Raw genomic sequence first — 16,888 nt, 5'->3', positions numbered from 1 at the left:
TCAGGCGGCTCCCAGCAGCAGGGCGGCATTGCTGCCCCCGAACGCGAATGAATTGCTCAGCACGTGGCGAGGCGCCCGGCCGAGCGTCTCACCCGGGGCCACGAGGTGCAGCGGCGGCAGCGCGGGGTCGCGCGCGCCATCCCACCAGTGCGGCGGCAGGCGGCCCGTGGGGTTGTCGACGAGGGTCATCCAGCCGATGGCGGCTTCGATGGCGCCGGCCGCGGCCAGCGCGTGCCCGGTGAGTGGTTTGGTGGAACTGGCGGCCACCGCGGTGCCCAGCACTTGGGCGACCGCCCCGCTTTCCATCGCGTCGTTGAGCGGCGTGGCCGTGCCGTGCAGGTTGACGTAGTCCACCGCGGCGGCGTCGAGCCCCGCGCGGGCAAGCGCCTGCTGCATCACATGCACCGCCCCGCGGCCCGACGGATCGGGGGCGGACATGTGGTGGGCATCGGACCCCTCGCCCCACCCGGCGAGGTGCACCGGCCCCGGGTCGCGGCCCATCAGGAACAGCGCGGCCCCTTCGCCGATGTTGATGCCCGAGCGGTTCGCCGACATCGGGTTGCAGCGCGCCGCCGACACCGATTCGAGGGCACTGAACCCCGCGATCGTGAACTCGCACAGCGCGTCGACCCCACCGGCCACGACCGCGTCGACCAGGCCGGCGCGCAACAGCCGGGCGCCCGACGCCAGCGCCTTCGCTCCCGACGAACAGGCCGTGGAGATGACGTGGGCCGGTCCACACACGCCAAGTTCACGCGACAGCCATTCGGCCGCGTTGCCCATCTCCTGCAGGGCGTAGTCGAACCCGTCGGGCCAGCGGCCCTCCTGCTGCCACAGGCGGCTGGCACGTTCACCTTCCTCGACGCCGGCCGTGCTGACCCCGAGCACGATGGCCACCCGCGCAGGGCCGAAGCGGGCGATGGCGGCGTCCACCGCCGGGCGCACCTCGGCCAATGCGGCGGACAGCACCGCGTTGTTGCGGCTGCGCTGGCGCGCGGGCGCGCCAGTGAGCGGCGGCACGTGGGCCGGCAGCACCCCCAGGTGCAGGGGCCGGCCCGGGGTGTACCGGTCGGTCTCGACCACGCCGCCGGCGCGGGTGGCGAACAGGTTGTCGCGCATGGCCGCGGCGCCCAGCCCGAGGGCGCTGACCACCCCCATGGATTGCAGGTACACGTGGGTCATGGCGAGGTGCGGGTGTCGACCACGAGGTGGTAGCCGTCGCGCACCTGGTCGATCTCGATGCGCGACGCGGACGGAAAGGCCACGGTGGCCACCGTGGTGGTGTGCTGGCGCAGCACCCGGCCCGACACGGTGGTGTCGAGGAACCAGCCGGCCGGCAGCGCGGCGCGCACGGCGGCCTCGGGCCACAGCGCCAGCTGCAAGTCGCTCAGGATGCGTTCGCCCGACACCACGGCGGGCAGCCACGGCGAACGGGTTTCGGTGAGGTGCTGGCCGTCCCATTCGAGGCGGGCGGCCGTCTGGCCCATGCTGACCAGCGCCATCCGCACCGCCGAGGCATCGGCTTCGAGCAGCACGTCGATGCGGTGGGTCTGCCCCTTCACGGTGGCGGCCAGCTGCTGCTGCACCGCCAGCTCGCGCCCGAGCGACGCCGGCGACAGCCGCAGCACGGGCACGGCATCGGCCGGGCCGCAGTCGGCGGCGGCCTTCAGGGACGTGCGCGACGTGGTGGCACAGCCGGCCAGCGCCACGGCGATCAGCAGGGTCACCGCGAAGCGTTTCACGGGGCCACCTTGGCGAAACGCAGCAGCGTGTGGCAATACCCGATGCCGTCGCGCGACGTGACGAGGCGCAGGCCCGCCTCTTCGGCCAGGCGCACGTAGTCGTCGCGTTCGTAGACCTTGCTGTTGCCACTGGCCATCGCCGTGAAGTACGGGGACGTGTTGATGAGGCAGTAGGCCGCGATGTCGTAGCGCTGCGTGTCCCACAAGGTGTCCAGCACCAGCACCTGGCCGCCGGGTGCCAGGGCGCCGGCCGCACGTTGCAGGATGGTGGCGATGGCCGCTTCGCTGAAGCAGCTGAGGAACTGGCTCATCCACACCACGTCCATGCCCTGCGGCAGCGCGGCGTGCGGATCGAGCAGGTCGGTCGGGTGATAGTGCGCACGGCGGCCGTGGCCGGCGGCGCCCACGTTGTCGCGTGCCACCGCCAGCTGGCGCGGCAGGTCCACGAGGTGCAGTTCGACGGCCGGGTCGGCCGACAACGCCGCGAGGCTGAACTTGCCGGTGTTGGCCCCGATGTCCATCAACCGCTTCGGTGCGGTGGCGAACACATCGGGCAGGATGGACGGGAACGAGGTGTCCGAATAGAGGTGGTCGAACGCGAACCAGCTGGTGCGCGCGGGTTCGGGCAGGTCCGCCATGCCCTCGTACAGGGTGGGCCAGGGCCCGAGCGTGGCGAGGCCCGCCGGCTTGCCCGTGCGCAAGGCCTCGTCGAGCTGGTGCAGGCCCAGGTAGCAGACGTCGTGCATGAAGTCGAAGTTGGTCTGCGTGACGGCGTCGCTCAGCACGCAGTAGCCGGCCTTGTCGAGCACGTAACGTCCGCCGACCCGGCTCACGACCCCGGCCGACAGGCACGACTCGAGCACGACCTTCAGCACATACGCGGTCCACCGGCCCGTGCCGGCCAGTTCGTCGATGGAGCGGCCGGTGTCACCGGCGTCCGACAAGGCATCCAGCATGCCGTGCTTCCACGCCAGGCGGACACACTGGAAGACGACCGGCCCGAAGGCGATCTTCTGCGCTTCAAAACGGGCGTCGAAGGCCGATTGGCCAACGGGCGAAAAGCGCTTGTTCGTCAGCAAAGAGCCTCCGGTGAAAAGTCGAGTATCCCAGCTGACAACCTGTCAGCCGCAAAGTTCCATCAGCACCGCGAGGCGGCGCTTCGGTTCGGCGACAAACGGGTTCTTCGTGTCCCACGCGTAGCCGGCGAGGATCGACGAGATCATGCGGTGCACTTCGGGCGACGAGTCCTTGTGGAAGATGATCTTCTGGAAATCGCCCGCGTACCAGGCCTCGACGTAGGCACGGAACGTGTCCACGCCGGCCTTCAGCGGCTCGGCGTAGTCACGCTGCCAGTCCACCGTGTCGCCGGCGGCCTCGCGGCGCAGGCAGTCGGAGGCCAGGCTGGCCGACTTGAACGCGATGGTGACACCGCTCGAGAACACCGGGTCGAGGAACTCGCCGGCGTTGCCCAGCAGCGCGAAGCGGTTGCCCCACAGCGACTTCACGTTGGCCGCGTAGCCCACGATCTGGCGGGCCGGCGTGTCCCACACCGCATTGGCCAGCAGGGCCGACAGGCCCGGGTCTTCGGCCACGATGGCACGCAGGCGTTCGGTTTCGGTGCCGGTGTACTGCGACAGGAACTCGTTGTGGGCGACGACACCGAGCGAGCAGCGGCCGTTGGAGAACGGGATGGTCCAGTACCACACGTCCGGAAACTTCGGGTGCACGGTGACGCGGATCTTGTGGCGGTCGAACGTGCCGAGCGGGATGTGGTCTTCGATGTGCGTGAAGATGGCGCCACGCACGGGGAAGTTGGACGGGGTCTCGAGCTTGAGCAGGCGCGGCAGGATGCGTCCGAACCCGCTGGCGTCGAGCAGGAACCCGGCTTCGATGGTGCGCGTCAGGCCCTCGGCATCGCGCACGGTGACCCGGGGACGTTCGCCGGTCACGTCCGCTTCGACCACCTCATGGCGGTAGCGCACCTCGGCGCCGGCCTTTTCGGCTGCGTCGGCCAGCACCTTGTCGAACGCGGCGCGCTGCACCTGGTATGTGCTGCCCCAGCCTTCGGAAAACTTGTCGCGGAAGTCGAAGTCGGTGTACTGGCCATTGCAGGCGAACGCGGCGCCGTTCTTGTACTGGAAGCCGGCCTCGACCACATCACGCAACATCCCCGCCGCCTCGATGTACTCCATGCTCTGCGGCAGCAGGCTTTCGCCGATGGAAAAGCGCGGAAACTGCTCGCGCTCGACGATGAGCACCTGCCTCCCCTGCTTGCGCAGCAGGCCGGCGGCCACGGCGCCTGCCGGGCCCGCGCCGATGATGAGGATGTCAGTGTGTTCGGTAGGGGTGGACATGGGATGGGTACCGGTTCAGCAGGGAGATGGAGCAACGGCCGGGGCGCCTTCGCGGACGGCCTGGACATATCGGAACGGACAACCGGCCTCATCGGTTTCCACCTGGAAGCCGTGCGCGGCGAGGCGCTCGGCAAAGGGCTGGCGGTGCCACGGGTCGAGGAACGGCTCGAACACACTCAGCGACAGCCACTTGAAATACGCGCCGCGCCAGCCGTGGCCGCGGATCACCGGCCACCACGACAGGCGCCACTGCACCGGCGACGGCTCCAGCACCGCGAGGCGGCCGCCCGGACGCACGATGCGGCGCAGCTCGGCGAGCACTTCCTCGAGGTACTTCGGCGGCACCTCGTGCAGCAGGAAGCAGATGGCCGCGCCGTCGACCGAGGCGTCGGGCAGGCCGGTGCGTTCGGCCATGCCCTGCACCCAGCGGATGCCCGGGTAGGCCTTGGCGGCAACCTGCAACAGGTAAGGCGACGGGTCGAGCCCCAGCACCTCCGGCACCCCGGAGGCCTTCAGCACTCCCGCCATGTGGCCGCCGCCGCAGCCCAGGTCGATCACCCGCGTGGCCCCGGCCAGCGCCTGCGCGATGCGGGCACGGCCAGCGGCCATGGTGCCGAGCATGGCCCGGTCGAACCCGCGCGAATACCCGGCGCTGATGTGCTTCGAATAGTTGCCGTTGGGCAGGTTGTGGAATTCCTGGAGGATGTACTTCGAGATGCGGTCGGCACCCGGCAGCCCGTCGGGCAGTGTCACCCGCTCGCGCGAACGGCTCATCACCCGGCGCAGCAGCCGGAACGCGGTCGTCGGGCAGCTCCAGTCGAGCCGGTCAGGCCAGGCGTCGGGCAGCTCCACAGCCGCCCAGTCGATCGTCGATTCGGCAAAGTACGCCTCGGTCATGGCCCCACGTTGTCCGTTCCAGAATAACAAGCGATTTTCGCCGATTGCACGGGTGTTCGATTCACCCATGAAGGGGGACCGGCCCCCTAGTTCGACTTCGTGGGGATTTGCGCACGGTACCCGGGCCGGGCGAAGTAGAACCATTCCTGCCCGGGTTCGGCCCGGGGATTGGGGAAAACCACGTGGCCGTCGGCAGGCGCCCGCACCACGGTGCCGTCGTGGCGGGTGCCGATGGGGTCGCCGGACGCCACCGGGTCGAAGCTGGACCAGTCGCGGGCAAACCGGTCGTCCGGGTGCAGGCGGTCGGTCACGTCGGCCAGCGTCAGCAGCCGGAAACCGGGGGCGGGCGGCATCAAGGTGTCGCCGGTGAGGCCCAGCAGCGCCAGCGCCTGGCCGATGGCCCGGTAAGCCACCTCGGGTGCCTCGGGGTCTTGGTGCTGGCCGCATTCGAGCGTGATGCCGTAACCGCCCTGCGAGCGCATGTATTCGGTGGTGCCCACGCCATAGGCCGGGCCGGTCTCGAAGCCAAGGGACGGGTCGCGCGCGCGCCGCTGCGCCACGCCGCGGGCGTAGCTCTCGAGCCACCCTTCCACCAGCCGGGTGGGACCCAGGTGCATCGCCAGCCGCGTTTCGGCATCGGCATGGGCAAAAGGCTCCAGCGGGCCGGCGTTGTCGAGCGGGCCGATCATCGCGAACGGGCGGCCCGCGGTGTGGAACGAGTGCAGGTCGAGCAACACGTCGTGCGCGGCGAGCCAGGGGCACAGCACGTTGGCGACATGGTCTTCGTAGTCCTGCGGATGGGCGCTGGGCACCAGGCGGCGGTTCAGGTTGCGCTCGCCCTGGCGGGTGCCGCGTGCGGCGGCCATCGGGTTGGCCACCGGCACGAGGGTCAGCAGCCCGCGCGACACCACCCGTTCGCCCCGCTCCAGTTCACCGAGTAGCCGGCGGATGGCGATGGGCCCGCACACCTCGTTGCCGTGCACGCCGCCGAGCACGATGAGCCGTGGCCCCGGCAGCAGGCCGGAGAACTGGTGGGCGCGCAGATGGCCGAGGGGGCCCTGGAAAACGTCGGAGGAGACCATGGTCCATTGTGACGCGGCCGGTAAACTGACCCGATGGCCCTGTTTCCCCAGAACGCGCTCAACGACGGCGTGCGCAAGCGCGAGGTGTTCGGCTGGGCCATGTACGACTTCGCCAACTCCGGCTACACCACGGTCGTGCTGACCGCGGTGTTCAACGCGTACTTCGTGTCGGTGGTGGCCGGCGGGGCCTCGTGGGGCACGCTCGCCTGGACACTCACGGTCGCGGCCTCCAGCCTCGCCGTGATGCTCTCGCTGCCGGCGGTCGGTGCCTGGGCCGACTTGCGCGCCGCGAAGAAACGCCTGCTGGCCCTCACCACCACCGCCTGCGTGCTGGGCACGTGCACCCTCGCCTTCGCCGGCCCGGGCGACCTGTGGCTCGCCGTGCCTGCGGTGATCGTGTCCAACATCGCCTACTCGTATGGCGAGTCGCTCATCGCCGCCTTCCTGCCCGAACTGGCCCGGCGCGACTCGATGGGCCGGGTGTCCGGCTGGGGGTGGAGCCTCGGGTACCTGGGCGGCATGCTCGCGTTGGGCCTGTCGCTCGCCTACGTGATCACCGCCCGCGCGCGAGGGGTACCGGCCACCGCGTACGTGCCCGTCACGATGCTGATCACCGCGGGGGTCTACGCCGCCGCGTCGCTGCTCACGTTCTCGCTGCTGCGTGAACGGGCCGTGCCCGCAGCACCGCAGGCAGCCCAAGGCGGCGTCTCCGGGTCGCTGCGCCGGCTGGCCGCCACGTTCCGCCAGGCCCGGCGCTACGGCGACTTCGCCTGGTTCCTCGCGTGCAGCACCAGCTACCAGGCTGGCATCTCCATCGTGATCACGCTCGCCGCGGTGTACGCCAAAGCGGCCATGGGCTTCAGCGACACCGACACGATGCTGCTCGTGTTCCTCGTCAACATCGCGTCGGCACTCGGCGCTTTCGCATTCGGCTACTGGCAGGACCGCATTGGCGACAAGCCGGCGTTGCGGCTCACGCTGGTGGGGTGGATCGCGATGACGATGCTCGCGGTCGCGGCCACCGGGCCGGGCCTGTTCTGGGCGGCGGCGGTGGTGGCGGGGCTGTGCATGGGGTCCAGCCAGTCGGCAGGCCGCGCCATGGTGAGCCAGTTCACCCCGGAAGACCGCCGCGCCGAGTTCTTTGCTTTGTGGACATTCGCCACCCGCCTGGCGGCCATCGTGGGCCCGGTGACCTACGGGGTGCTCACGCTGCTGACCCGCGGCAACCATCGCATTGCCATGGCAGCCACCGCGGCGTTTTTCATCGGCGGGCTGCTGTGCCTTCGCCATGTGGATCTCGCGCGCGGCGCCACGGCCGCACGGGTGGCTTCCCCCCCCTGAATGGGGCAGTCGATCCGCCGCAAAGGTGTGTGACTTCCGTCATTTTGATGATCACCTCCCACATATGGGGCATGGCAGGCGCGAGGGTGTGCGCCTACTCTGACTTCAAGGCCGCAGAAGATCGCTGGTCAGAGGAGCCCACCATGAACACTTCGTCGATGAACCCGTGCCGCTATGAGTTGCGTTTCCAGCCGCTGATCCCCGATGGCGAGGTGTTCGCGTTCCCGTGTGATGCCGCAGGCCACGTCGACATGGACGGCCTGAGCGAACGGGACCGCCGGGAGTACCTGTATGCGCGGGCCGTGATGGGCCGCGCGGTGGCGATGCCCTCCGTGCGGGTCAGGGCCGGCCACTGACCGGCGGGCGGAACATCGGCGCCAGCATCCACACCAGCAGCACCCCGAACAGCAAGGTCAAACCGAACGCACGCAAGGCCGGCGTGGCCGACAGGCCCAGCAGGCCGAATGACAGCCAGGTGCTCGCCGCGCCGAGCGCCACGGCCAGCCAGGCCGACGGGTCGCCGTCGTGTTCCAGCAGGAAGATGCCGTAGTCGACCCCGATGCCCAGCAACAGCACCAGCGCGAGCACCGTGAACAGCTGGAACGGCTGCCCCATCCACCCGAGGATGGCCACGGCCAGGCCGCTCGCGATCACCGCGGGCAATGCCGCGCGCCACGCCAGGTGGCGCAACCGCCACCACAGCACCGCATACACCGCCACGTGCCCCAGCAGCAGCAGCCACGTCATCGCCACGCGGTAGCGGCCCAGCAGCGCGGATATCTCGGCGGTCTTGTCCACCCAGCGCACCCCATCGAGCCCGTCGGCCACCGCGGCCAGTTGCGGCAGCAGCGCGGGATCGCTGAGGCCGCGCACCATCACGACACTGGCCACCCCACCTCGCACAGGGCCCAGCCACAGGTCGCGCGCGGGGGCGGACACCGGGTCGGCGAACCAGCGTTCGAGCGTGAGGGGCGCGGTGTCGAAGGGCGCGCGCGCCAGCGATTCACCCAGCTGGGTGTTGACGGCCGACACCACCTCGGCCTCGACCCGGGCCGTCAACGCGGCGTCGGCCGCCTGCCGCTGGGCGGATGGCACCCAGTCGGACACGGCCCGGTAGCCCGCCACCCGGCCGGTGTGCACCAGGCCGTCGAGCCGCACCTTCAAGGCTTCCTCTCGTTCGAGCACCTGTTCCGGCGAACCGCCGCGCACCAGGTAGAACTGCGCGGGGCTCGGCACCCCGAGCAGGCGGCCCACGTCGCGCTGCGATTGCATCAGCACCGCGGGCGAGCCCTGCAGCTGGCGGATGTCGTCGCTGGTGTGGAGTTGCCACCACCCGCCACCACACACCAGCAGCAGCGCGGCGTAACCCCAGAGCGAGCGGCGCGTGAGCCGCAGGCGCGGCCATCCGGCGAGGCTGCCGGCCACCGCGGCGGCAAAGCGTGTGGGCCGCACGGTGCCGCGGTCGAGCCACGGGAACCAGCACACCGCGGTCAGGAACGCAGCCGCCAGGCCCACGGCCGAAAACACGGCCATCTGCCGCAGGCCGGGGAACGGCGCGAGGCCGAGCGTGAGGTACGCGAGCACACTGGTGGCCAGCGCCAGCGCGAGGCCCGGCAACAGCTGGCGCATCATCGACCGCGGTGCCACGTCGGGGTGGCCCTGGCGGGTGGCGAAGTAGTGGATGCCGTAGTCCTCGGCCACCCCCACCAGGCTTGCGCCAAACACAAGCGTGATCATGTGCACCTGGCCGAACACCCACGCGGTGACCGACAGCGCGGCCGCCACGCCGATGCCGAGCGACAGCGCCACGAGCACGATGGGGCGCAGCGAACGGAACGCCAGCCACACGAGCAGCAGCACGGCGGCCAGCGAACCCCAGCCGATGGTGTTGATTTCCCGGTTCGCCTGCACCGCCGCGGCCTCGCCGTGCAGCGGCACGCCGGCCCGCAGCAGCGTCACCGCCGGGTCGACGGCACGCGCGGCCGCGTCCGCACGGCCCAGCGCGTCGCCCAGCACGGGGTTGCCGTCGAGCGCGAACGCACGCCCGGACACTTCGTAGGGCAACGCGATCCATTCGCGGCCACCCTCGCTGAGCCAGAGTTCCTGGTCCCGCGGGCGCAGCCGGGTGTCGGCCGCCCGCTCGGACCACCAGCCGGTCCACAGGCCCAGCGGGTCGGTGGCCCAGTCGGTGAGGCGGGCACCTGCGGCCGGCTGGTACAGCGTGGCCAGGGCCTTCTGCACCCAGGCGGCTGCCGGTTGCCGGGCAAGTTGTTGCCGCTGCGCGGGCGTGAGCAGGCGGTCACGCCAGGGCCGGTAGAAGCCGACGGCGCTCTCCAGCGTGCGGGTGTCGAGCCCGGCAGCGGGTTTCAGCGGTGATGGTCCGGCCGCCAGGCCGGTGCGCCACGCGGCGGCCGCAGCCCGGGCGGTAGCCCAGTCGGCCGCACCGAGCAGCACGAACACCTGGCGCGACGCCGCATCGGCCAGCCGGCGCGTGGCCTCGCTGACCTCGGGTTCGTGCTCGTTCTCGGGCAGCAGCGCCAGCACGTCGGTGTCGAGCGCCGGGTGCTGCCAGAAGTGCCACTGGTGCACCGCCACCGCCAGCACGATGGCCAGCCACACGAACGCGGCGGTGGCCCAGGCCCGCCGGTCAGTCGAAACGGGCGGCATCGTCGGGGGTCAGGGCCTGGGCAGTGGTGTGGCCAGCCAGCAGGATCTCGCTGCTGTCGCCGGCGGCTTCGGCAAAACGCACCTTGCGCACGAAACGGTCACCGTCGAGTTCGATGCGGGTGACCCATTGCGCGAGCGCCGCGTCACGCGGCTTGAGCACCAGGCGCCAGCCCTCCTTGCCCACCAGCGATCCGTCCACCTCGAACCGGGCGGACAACACCGCCAGGTTTGCCGACATCAGCGCGAACAGCATCTCGTTGACCGCCCGGATGCCTGGCTCGTGGCTGGCGTCGACCTGGGTGTTGACGGTGCCATCGGCCTGGCGCGACAGCAGGCGGTCGCGCGTGACGATCAGCGCGGACGCAAACGGTTCGCGCGTGGCCCACACGACCCCGCGGTCGCGTGCGACGAGGAAATCGCCCCGCGACACCAGCGGGTTGCGGAACCCCTTGACCGACTTGCGCTGCTCGAACGTGCCCTTGAGCACCGGCGCATCGGCCAGGCGCTGGCGCACCTGGCCCAGCACGGTGCCATCGGCCGCGCGGACGCCGGCGGCGGCCACCCCGAGCGCCGCGGCGCAGAACGATCGGCGCTTCATGCACTCACCCCCAGGCGTTCCCACAGCACCGGCGGTGACACGAAACACATCTCGCGGGTGGTGATGTCGACGGCCACCTGCGTGGTGTGTGCCACGGTCAGCTTGCGGCCCGAAGCCTGGTCGCGGATGACGTACTCGATGCGCAAGCGGTTCTCCCATTCGACGATTTCGCAACGCACGACGATGGGTTCGCCATACACCGCCGAACCGACATACTTCAGGCGAATGTCCACGATGGGCCAGGCGTAGCCCGAGTCGCGCATCTCGCGGTAGCCGTAGTTGAATTTCTCGAGCATCGCGGCACGGGCCGCCTCGAGGTACTTCACGTAGTTGCCGTGCCACACGATGTCCATCGGGTCGACATCGTAGAACTCGGGGCGCACCGTGTGCTCGTGGGTCAGGTCAGGCTGGGTCATGGGTGCACCGGGCGGCCATCGGGAGGCACGGATTCAAGGGTTCCAGACGGCGTCGTCGCGCACGCGCAGCAGTGCCTGCAGGTCGCGGTCGAGGGCACGGTCTTCCACCACCAGCGGCACGCGGTCGGACAGGTCGCTCTCGAACGCGGACAGCGCGGCCGACAACACCAGCGCCGGCTCCACGCGCCGGCGCAGCGCGAGGCCCTGGCGCGCGGTGATCAGCATGGCGGCGAGCACCTGCTCGGTGAGGTCGAGCACGCGCAGGCAGTCGCGTGCGGCAATGGTGCCCATGCTGACCTTGTCCTGGTTGTGGCACTCGGTGGACCGCGAGAAGACCGACGCGGGCATGGTCTGCTTCAGCGCCTCGGCCGTCCAGGCGGAGACGCTGATCTGCAGTGCCTTCAGGCCATGGTTGATGGCCGCGCGCGGGCCGGTGGCCCCCGACAGGTTGGACGGCAGGCCGTGGTTGTAGCGGGTGTCGACCAGCAGCGCCATCTGGCGGTCCAGCAGGTCGGCGACGTTGGCCACGGCGTTTTTCAGGCCGTCCATCGCGAAGGCGATGTGGCCCCCGTAGAAGTGGCCGCCGTGCAGCACCCGCTCACCTTCGGCGTCGATGATGGGGTTGTCGTTCGCGCTGTTGAGCTCGTTCTCGATCAGCGTGCGGAAGAACGGCAGTGCGTCTTCGAGCACACCGATCACATGGGGGGCACAACGCAGCGAGTAGCGGTCCTGCAGGCGCTGCTCGTTGCGGCTGGCGCGGTCGGCCGTGCCGGTGTCCAGGTCGGCACGCAGGCGAGCGGCCACCCGCTGCTGCCCGGCGTGTGGCTTGACCGAAAACAGGGTTTCGTCGAAATGGTGGGCGTTGCCGCTGCTGGCCACCACGTTGCACGCGGTGAGGCGCGTGGCGAGGCGCGCCACGCGGTCGGCCCGCTCGAAGGCCAGGCACGCCAGCGCGGTCATCACCGCGGTGCCGTTCATGATGGCCAGGCCTTCCTTCGGCCGCAGGCGCAGCGGGGCGATGCCCAGCTCGGCCAGCACCTCGCCGGCCGGGCGGGTCTGGCCCTGGTACAACACGTCGCGCTCACCGCACAACACGGCGGCCACGTACGACAGCGGCGTGAGGTCGCCGCTCGCGCCCACCGACCCCTCGGCGGGGATCAGCGGCAGCACGTCGTGCACGAGCAGGTGCTCGAGCTGCTGCAGCAGCGCCACGCTGACGCCGGACATGCCTTGCGCCAGCGACGCGAGGCGCACCGCGAGCACCGCGCGCGTTTCCTCGGGTGTCAGGAACCGGCCGGCACCACAGCCGTGGTACGTGTACAGGTGGTGCGGCAACTCGGCCACCAGGTCGGGCGGGATGGTGACGGTGCAGGAGTCGCCGTAGCCGGTGGTGACACCGTAGACCACCCCGTCCTCGCGCAGCAAGCGGTCGAGGAACTCCGCGCCGCGGGCAATGCGCGCGGTGAACGCGGGCGCAGTGGACAGTTCGGCGCGCGCGCGGCGGGCGGACAGCGCAACGATGTCCTCCAGGCCGAGGCGGCTGCCGTCGAACAGGATGCGAGGAAGGTCGTGGGCGGAAGTTGTCATCGGGAACCCCAGAACGGGAAAAAATTGAACCACTCGTACGGTGCTTTCGCGAGCAACGTCTCGATCCGTTGGGCGAAGCGCGCGGCGAGGGTGGCAAACACCTCCTCGCGGGCCTTGCGCGGCAGCACCACTTCTTCGGCGAGGCAATCGAAGTGCACGGCATAACCGTCGCCGTCGCGCAGACACGCCATCAGGTACAGCGGGCATTTGAGCAGACCGGCCAGCACGTACGGCCCCACGGGCCATTCGGCCTCGTGGCCGAGGAACGGCGCACGCACGGTTCGGCCACCGCCCACGGGCACGCGGTCGCCAGCGATGGCGACGAATTCGCCGCGGGCCACGCAGTCGGACAGCAACACCGCGGTGGCGGGGGTGATGTCGGTCACCTGCAGCAGGCGCACGCGGCCGTCAGGGTCGAGCCGGCCCAGCAGGCGGTTGAACTGTTCGGCGTGGGCGGTGTGCACCAGCACGTTCAGGCGGATGCGCCGCGTGCTGTTGACGGCCGCCTGGCACATCTCGAGGCAGCCCATGTGGGCCGTGATGAACAGCCCGCCCTGGCCGCGCGCGATCATCGCGAGGATGGCCTCGATGCCGAAGAACCGCAGGCGGTCGAAGCGGTATCGCCCGCTCATCGAGAGGATCTTGTCGAGCAAGGTGTCGCCGAACGACAGGAAGTGCCGCAGGCCCTGGCGCCAGCCCGGCGGCGCGCCGAGCGCGCCGTGGGCCGCCTCCATCCGTTGCAGGTATGCCATCGACGCCTGCCGCGCCACACCCTTCGTGGCCCGGTAGTAGAAGACCACGGGGTACAGCACCAGCAGGAACGGCACGCGGCCGAGCAGGTTGTGCACCCCCACGAGGAAGCGCATGCCCCACACGAACGTGCTTTCGCCGAGCTCGGCCCAATGCACCGGTTTCACCGGACCACCTTGCGCCACAGCAGCAACGGCAGGCGCACCAGCATGCCGAAGAACAGCCGGGCGTGCATGCGCGAGATCAGCACGTTGTCGCGCAGCGCCTTGAAGTGCGAGATGCCGTCGAGCGGGTAGGTGACCCGCGTGGGCACGTTGGCAAACCGCACCCCACGCCAGTACAGGCGCACGAGCACCTCGGTGTCGAAGTCCATGCGGCGGCCGAGCGTGGCGCTGTCGAGCACCGCCACCGTGGCATCGAGCGGGTACACGCGGAAGCCGCACATGGAATCGCGGATCTCGAACGACAGCGTGTTGATCCAGACCCACACGTGCGTGAGGTAGCGGCCGTAGAGCCGCCCTTTCGGAATCGACGCGTCGTACACGGGCGTGCCGCACACGAGTTCCGTCACCCTCGCGCGCGCCGTGGCCAGGAACTTCGGGATGTCGCGCGGGTCGTGCTGGCCATCGGCGTCGATCTGGAGGGCGTGGGTGTGGCCGCGCCGCTGCGCCTCGCGCAGGCCGGCCATCATGGCCCCGCCCTTGCCCTGGTTGACGGGCAACCGCATCAGCGACACCCCACCGCCGGCCGCGGCCAGTGCATCGAGCACGGCGGCGCAGCCCGGTTCGCTGCCGTCGTCGACCAGGATGCAGGGCAAGCCGTGGCCACGCACGGCCGCCACCATGGCGCCGATGGTGCCGGGGTGGTTGTAGACAGGGATCACGACCACTGGCAGGAAGGTGCCGGGTTCACGCATCGTCATCGGCTCCGAACACGACCGAACCGGATGCGTGGGTGCCCTCCTCCGACACATAGGAAAAGCCGAGCACCCGGTCGGCGGGACGCCAAGTGAGCGTGAGGTCGACCTGCATGCCAGGCAACACGGGGCGCTGGAACTTCAGCGCGTCAAGCCGCAGGAAGCGGCGCGGCACCGGGAAACACTGGCGGCCGAAGTCCACGGCCCAGTCGATCTGCACCACACCGGGCAGCAACGGCGTGCCGGGGAAGTGCCCCTCGAACGGCAGCAGGTCGGCGTGCACGTCGAGCCGTGCCACGGCCTTCAGTGCCTCGCGCAGTTGCCAGTCGGGCACCGGCTGCGTGGCGCGGAACAGCGCCTGCAGCGTGGCCAAGGGCGTCTTGCCCTGGGCGTTGGTGGGCAGGTGGTCGACATAGCGGAAGCGGCGCGGCAACGCGACCCGTTCCACCACTTGCAGCAGTTGCTCGCGCAGGTGGTCGTTCAGCACCCGCTTGCCTTGGTCGAGCCGGACACGGCCGGCGGCCGTAGGCACACCGACCACCGCCAGCCGTGGGCGGTCACCGGGCAATGCGATGACACGGGCCTCGGCCAGGTCACCACCGGCCAGCAGGGCCTGCTCCATGGCCGTGAGTGACACCCGCTTTTCCTCGATCTTGACGATGCGGTCAGCGCGGCCGCGCAGCACGAAGCCGTCGCCGTCGGGCTCGACCAGGTCGGCGGTGTTGTACCAGTGGGCGTCGGGCAAGTGGCCCGACTGCACGGCCAGGTGGCCGTCTCCATCGGCCCGCCACTGGATGCCGGGCAACGCTGTCCAGCGGTCGCCGTGGACGGCACGCTGGCGCCACGCGATGCCACCGGTTTCGGAACTGCCGAACACCTCGATGGGCGACCGGCCCAGCAGCACCAGCGACGAGGCGGCGGCCTCGGGTGACAGCGGGCCGCCCGACGAAAACACCGCCACCAGGCCAGCACGGGCCGCGGCCCAGTCCAGCGTGTCGGGCAAGCGCTTCAGGTGGGCGGGGCTCGTGATCAGCACCGCCGGACCGTCGCCGAGCTGGTCGGCCATGGTCTCGGGGTAAGGCAGCCGTTCGGCTTCCAGCACGCGGCCGGCGGCCAGCGGCCACAGCGCGTGGAACAGCAGGCCGTAGATGTGCTGGTGCGACACGGTGGCGAACACCCGGGCCGGGCCGCAGGCGTCAAGCAACGCGCCGAAAGCAGCCTGCAGCGTGTGCATCTCGGCGTCGAGCTGTGCCAGGGCCTTCGCGATGGAGAGCGGTTCGCCGCTGGACCCCGATGTGTGCACGGCCAGGCCGGTGCGCCAGGGGTCAAGCGGGGCGAGGGGCACGTGCGGTGCGTCGGGCCGGGGCAGCAAGGCCCCGGGCAGGTCGCCGGCGCAGGCATCGACCGTGGGCAGCAGGCGCGCCAGCGTGGCCGCCTGCGTGTCACCCGGCAGGCTCACGTGTTTGCCCGCGTGCCACGCGCCGAAGAGCGCGCAGGCGAACACGAAGGTGTCTTCGAAGTACAGCGCGACACGCTCGCCGGGCACCGCGGCAAACGCCGCACGCCAGGCCTGCACGCCAGCGACGAACGCGGGGCGCCCGAGCACCGCCCCCCGCACTCGCGCGACTGGCCGGTCGGCCAGGCCGGGGCGAGACACCACCTCAGTCAGCGGAAGCCACTCAGCCATGGGCCACCTTGGCGTCAAGGCGCGCACGCACGCGGCGCCGCACCAACCATTCGCCTGCGAACAGCAGCCCCATCAGGCCGTAGCTGATGAGCCCGTTGTAGAGCGCCCAGACCTCGTTCGAGCCCCACAACGCGGTGGCGAGCGAGATCAGGCCGTTGACGACAAAAAAGCCGCACCAGACCTGGGTGACCCGGCGGGTGTAGACCACGCCCTCGGGCGGCAGGTCGGGTTCAGCCAGGCGTGCGATGCGCTCGATGGCCGAGGGCCCGCGCACGAGGCTCACCGCGAACACGATGAACATCACCGAACTGACCAGCAATGGGTACAGCTTGAGCGGCATCAGCGAGTTGCCGGCAAACCCGAGGGCGGCCAGCACCCCGGCGCCGGCCGCCGCGGCCCACCAGAACGCGGTGCGAGAGGCGAACGCGCGCAGCAGCGCCATGCCGCCAAGCAGCAAGGCAAGCCACTGCGGCTGCAGGCGCGACACGCCGGCGTACACCAGGAAGGGATAAGCGAGCGTGACCGCGCCCACCAGCACGGTCAACGGGCGGACGGACATCGGGATGGTTCGGAAGGAAAGTCTCTCAGGCTGCGGAATCGTGCATGAGCGTGTGCAACGCGTCGACGATGTCCTGCACGGTGCGCACGGACTTGAAGGCGTCAGGCTGCAGGCGCTTCCCCACGATCGGCTTGAGCTGCACGATCAGGTCGACCGCGTCGATGCTGTCGATGTCGAGGTCGTCCTTCAGGGACGACGACGGCGAGATGCGATCGGGCGCGATGTCGAACGTCTCGTGAAGGATGGTGACGATCCGTTGGAAGATGTCGTCTTTGGTCATGGCTACAACGCG

Annotated in this window: 17 protein-coding genes; 2 read left to right on the top strand and 15 right to left on the bottom strand. The window is 70.3% G+C overall.

The features are described from left to right. The 6 genes from ASC87_RS21800 to ASC87_RS21775 form a co-directional block, all read right to left on the bottom strand. The gene (locus tag ASC87_RS21800; RefSeq protein WP_056667298.1) at positions 1-1,182 is read right to left on the bottom strand and encodes a beta-ketoacyl-ACP synthase; all 1,182 of its coding nucleotides are present in this window, start codon (positions 1,180-1,182) and stop codon (positions 1-3) included. Continuing rightward, positions 1,179-1,742, bottom strand: a complete 564-nt coding sequence (locus ASC87_RS21795) for a DUF3261 domain-containing protein (RefSeq protein ID WP_056667294.1) — start codon at positions 1,740-1,742, stop codon at positions 1,179-1,181. The genes ASC87_RS21800 and ASC87_RS21795 overlap by 4 nt, the downstream gene beginning before the upstream one ends. Continuing rightward, complete coding sequence (locus ASC87_RS21790) at positions 1,739-2,821, bottom strand: class I SAM-dependent methyltransferase (RefSeq protein ID WP_200954443.1); 1,083 nt, start codon at positions 2,819-2,821, stop codon at positions 1,739-1,741. The genes ASC87_RS21795 and ASC87_RS21790 overlap by 4 nt, the downstream gene beginning before the upstream one ends. Positions 2,822-2,863: 42 nt before the next feature. After that, positions 2,864-4,096 (bottom strand): NAD(P)/FAD-dependent oxidoreductase, encoded by a 1,233-nt coding sequence (locus ASC87_RS21785; protein ID WP_056667291.1) that lies wholly within the window; start codon positions 4,094-4,096, stop codon positions 2,864-2,866. A gap of 15 nt (positions 4,097-4,111) precedes the next feature. Beyond that, complete coding sequence (locus ASC87_RS21780) at positions 4,112-4,993, bottom strand: class I SAM-dependent methyltransferase (RefSeq protein ID WP_056667288.1); 882 nt, start codon at positions 4,991-4,993, stop codon at positions 4,112-4,114. Between the two features lie 86 nt (positions 4,994-5,079). Beyond that, positions 5,080-6,075, bottom strand: coding sequence for a succinylglutamate desuccinylase/aspartoacylase family protein (locus ASC87_RS21775; protein ID WP_056667280.1), 996 nt, complete (start codon positions 6,073-6,075; stop codon positions 5,080-5,082). 33 nt (positions 6,076-6,108) lie between these two features. On the opposite strand from ASC87_RS21775, the gene ASC87_RS21770 reads away from it, so the two are divergent. Beyond that, on the top strand, positions 6,109-7,416 hold the full coding sequence (locus ASC87_RS21770; RefSeq protein WP_056667277.1) for an MFS transporter: 1,308 nt from the start codon (positions 6,109-6,111) through the stop codon (positions 7,414-7,416). Between the two features lie 143 nt (positions 7,417-7,559). After that, a complete protein-coding gene (locus ASC87_RS21765; RefSeq protein WP_056667646.1) occupies positions 7,560-7,772 on the top strand; it encodes a hypothetical protein in 213 nt (70 codons plus the stop codon). Here ASC87_RS21765 and ASC87_RS21760 read toward each other — a convergent pair. Genes ASC87_RS21760 through ASC87_RS21720 form a run of 9 tightly spaced genes read right to left on the bottom strand, consistent with a single transcriptional unit; the run spans position 7,756 to position 16,876 of the window. Further along, complete coding sequence (locus ASC87_RS21760) at positions 7,756-10,083, bottom strand: MMPL family transporter (RefSeq protein ID WP_056667273.1); 2,328 nt, start codon at positions 10,081-10,083, stop codon at positions 7,756-7,758. The genes ASC87_RS21765 and ASC87_RS21760 overlap by 17 nt on opposite strands. Further along, on the bottom strand, positions 10,064-10,681 hold the full coding sequence (locus ASC87_RS21755; protein WP_056667270.1) for an outer membrane lipoprotein carrier protein LolA: 618 nt from the start codon (positions 10,679-10,681) through the stop codon (positions 10,064-10,066). The genes ASC87_RS21760 and ASC87_RS21755 overlap by 20 nt, the downstream gene beginning before the upstream one ends. Beyond that, complete coding sequence (locus ASC87_RS21750; protein ID WP_056667268.1) at positions 10,678-11,097, bottom strand: thioesterase family protein; 420 nt, start codon at positions 11,095-11,097, stop codon at positions 10,678-10,680. The genes ASC87_RS21755 and ASC87_RS21750 overlap by 4 nt, the downstream gene beginning before the upstream one ends. 33 nt (positions 11,098-11,130) lie before the next feature. Further along, entirely contained in the window at positions 11,131-12,684 is a 1,554-nt protein-coding gene (gene hutH / locus ASC87_RS21745; protein ID WP_056667266.1) for a histidine ammonia-lyase, read from the bottom strand. After that, on the bottom strand, positions 12,681-13,601 hold the full coding sequence (locus ASC87_RS21740; protein ID WP_056667643.1) for an acyltransferase: 921 nt from the start codon (positions 13,599-13,601) through the stop codon (positions 12,681-12,683). The genes hutH and ASC87_RS21740 overlap by 4 nt, the downstream gene beginning before the upstream one ends. Then, positions 13,598-14,350 carry a glycosyltransferase family 2 protein gene (locus tag ASC87_RS21735; protein ID WP_056667264.1) on the bottom strand — a complete coding sequence of 251 codons (753 nt, stop codon included), beginning with the start codon at positions 14,348-14,350 and terminating at the stop codon, positions 13,598-13,600. The genes ASC87_RS21740 and ASC87_RS21735 overlap by 4 nt, the downstream gene beginning before the upstream one ends. After that, on the bottom strand, positions 14,343-16,037 hold the full coding sequence (locus ASC87_RS21730; protein ID WP_056667260.1) for an AMP-binding protein: 1,695 nt from the start codon (positions 16,035-16,037) through the stop codon (positions 14,343-14,345). Before ASC87_RS21730 ends, ASC87_RS21735 begins: the two co-directional genes overlap by 8 nt. After that, the gene (locus ASC87_RS21725; protein ID WP_056667250.1) at positions 16,030-16,596 is read right to left on the bottom strand and encodes a hypothetical protein; all 567 of its coding nucleotides are present in this window, start codon (positions 16,594-16,596) and stop codon (positions 16,030-16,032) included. Before ASC87_RS21725 ends, ASC87_RS21730 begins: the two co-directional genes overlap by 8 nt. 25 nt (positions 16,597-16,621) lie before the next feature. Further along, positions 16,622-16,876, bottom strand: coding sequence for an acyl carrier protein (locus tag ASC87_RS21720; protein ID WP_056667247.1), 255 nt, complete (start codon positions 16,874-16,876; stop codon positions 16,622-16,624). Positions 16,877-16,888 lie beyond the last annotated feature (12 nt).

The organism is Rhizobacter sp. Root1221 (assembly GCF_001425785.1).
Taxonomy (GTDB): domain Bacteria; phylum Pseudomonadota; class Gammaproteobacteria; order Burkholderiales; family Burkholderiaceae_C; genus Rhizobacter.
This window is presented reverse-complemented; position numbering and strand designations above follow the sequence as displayed.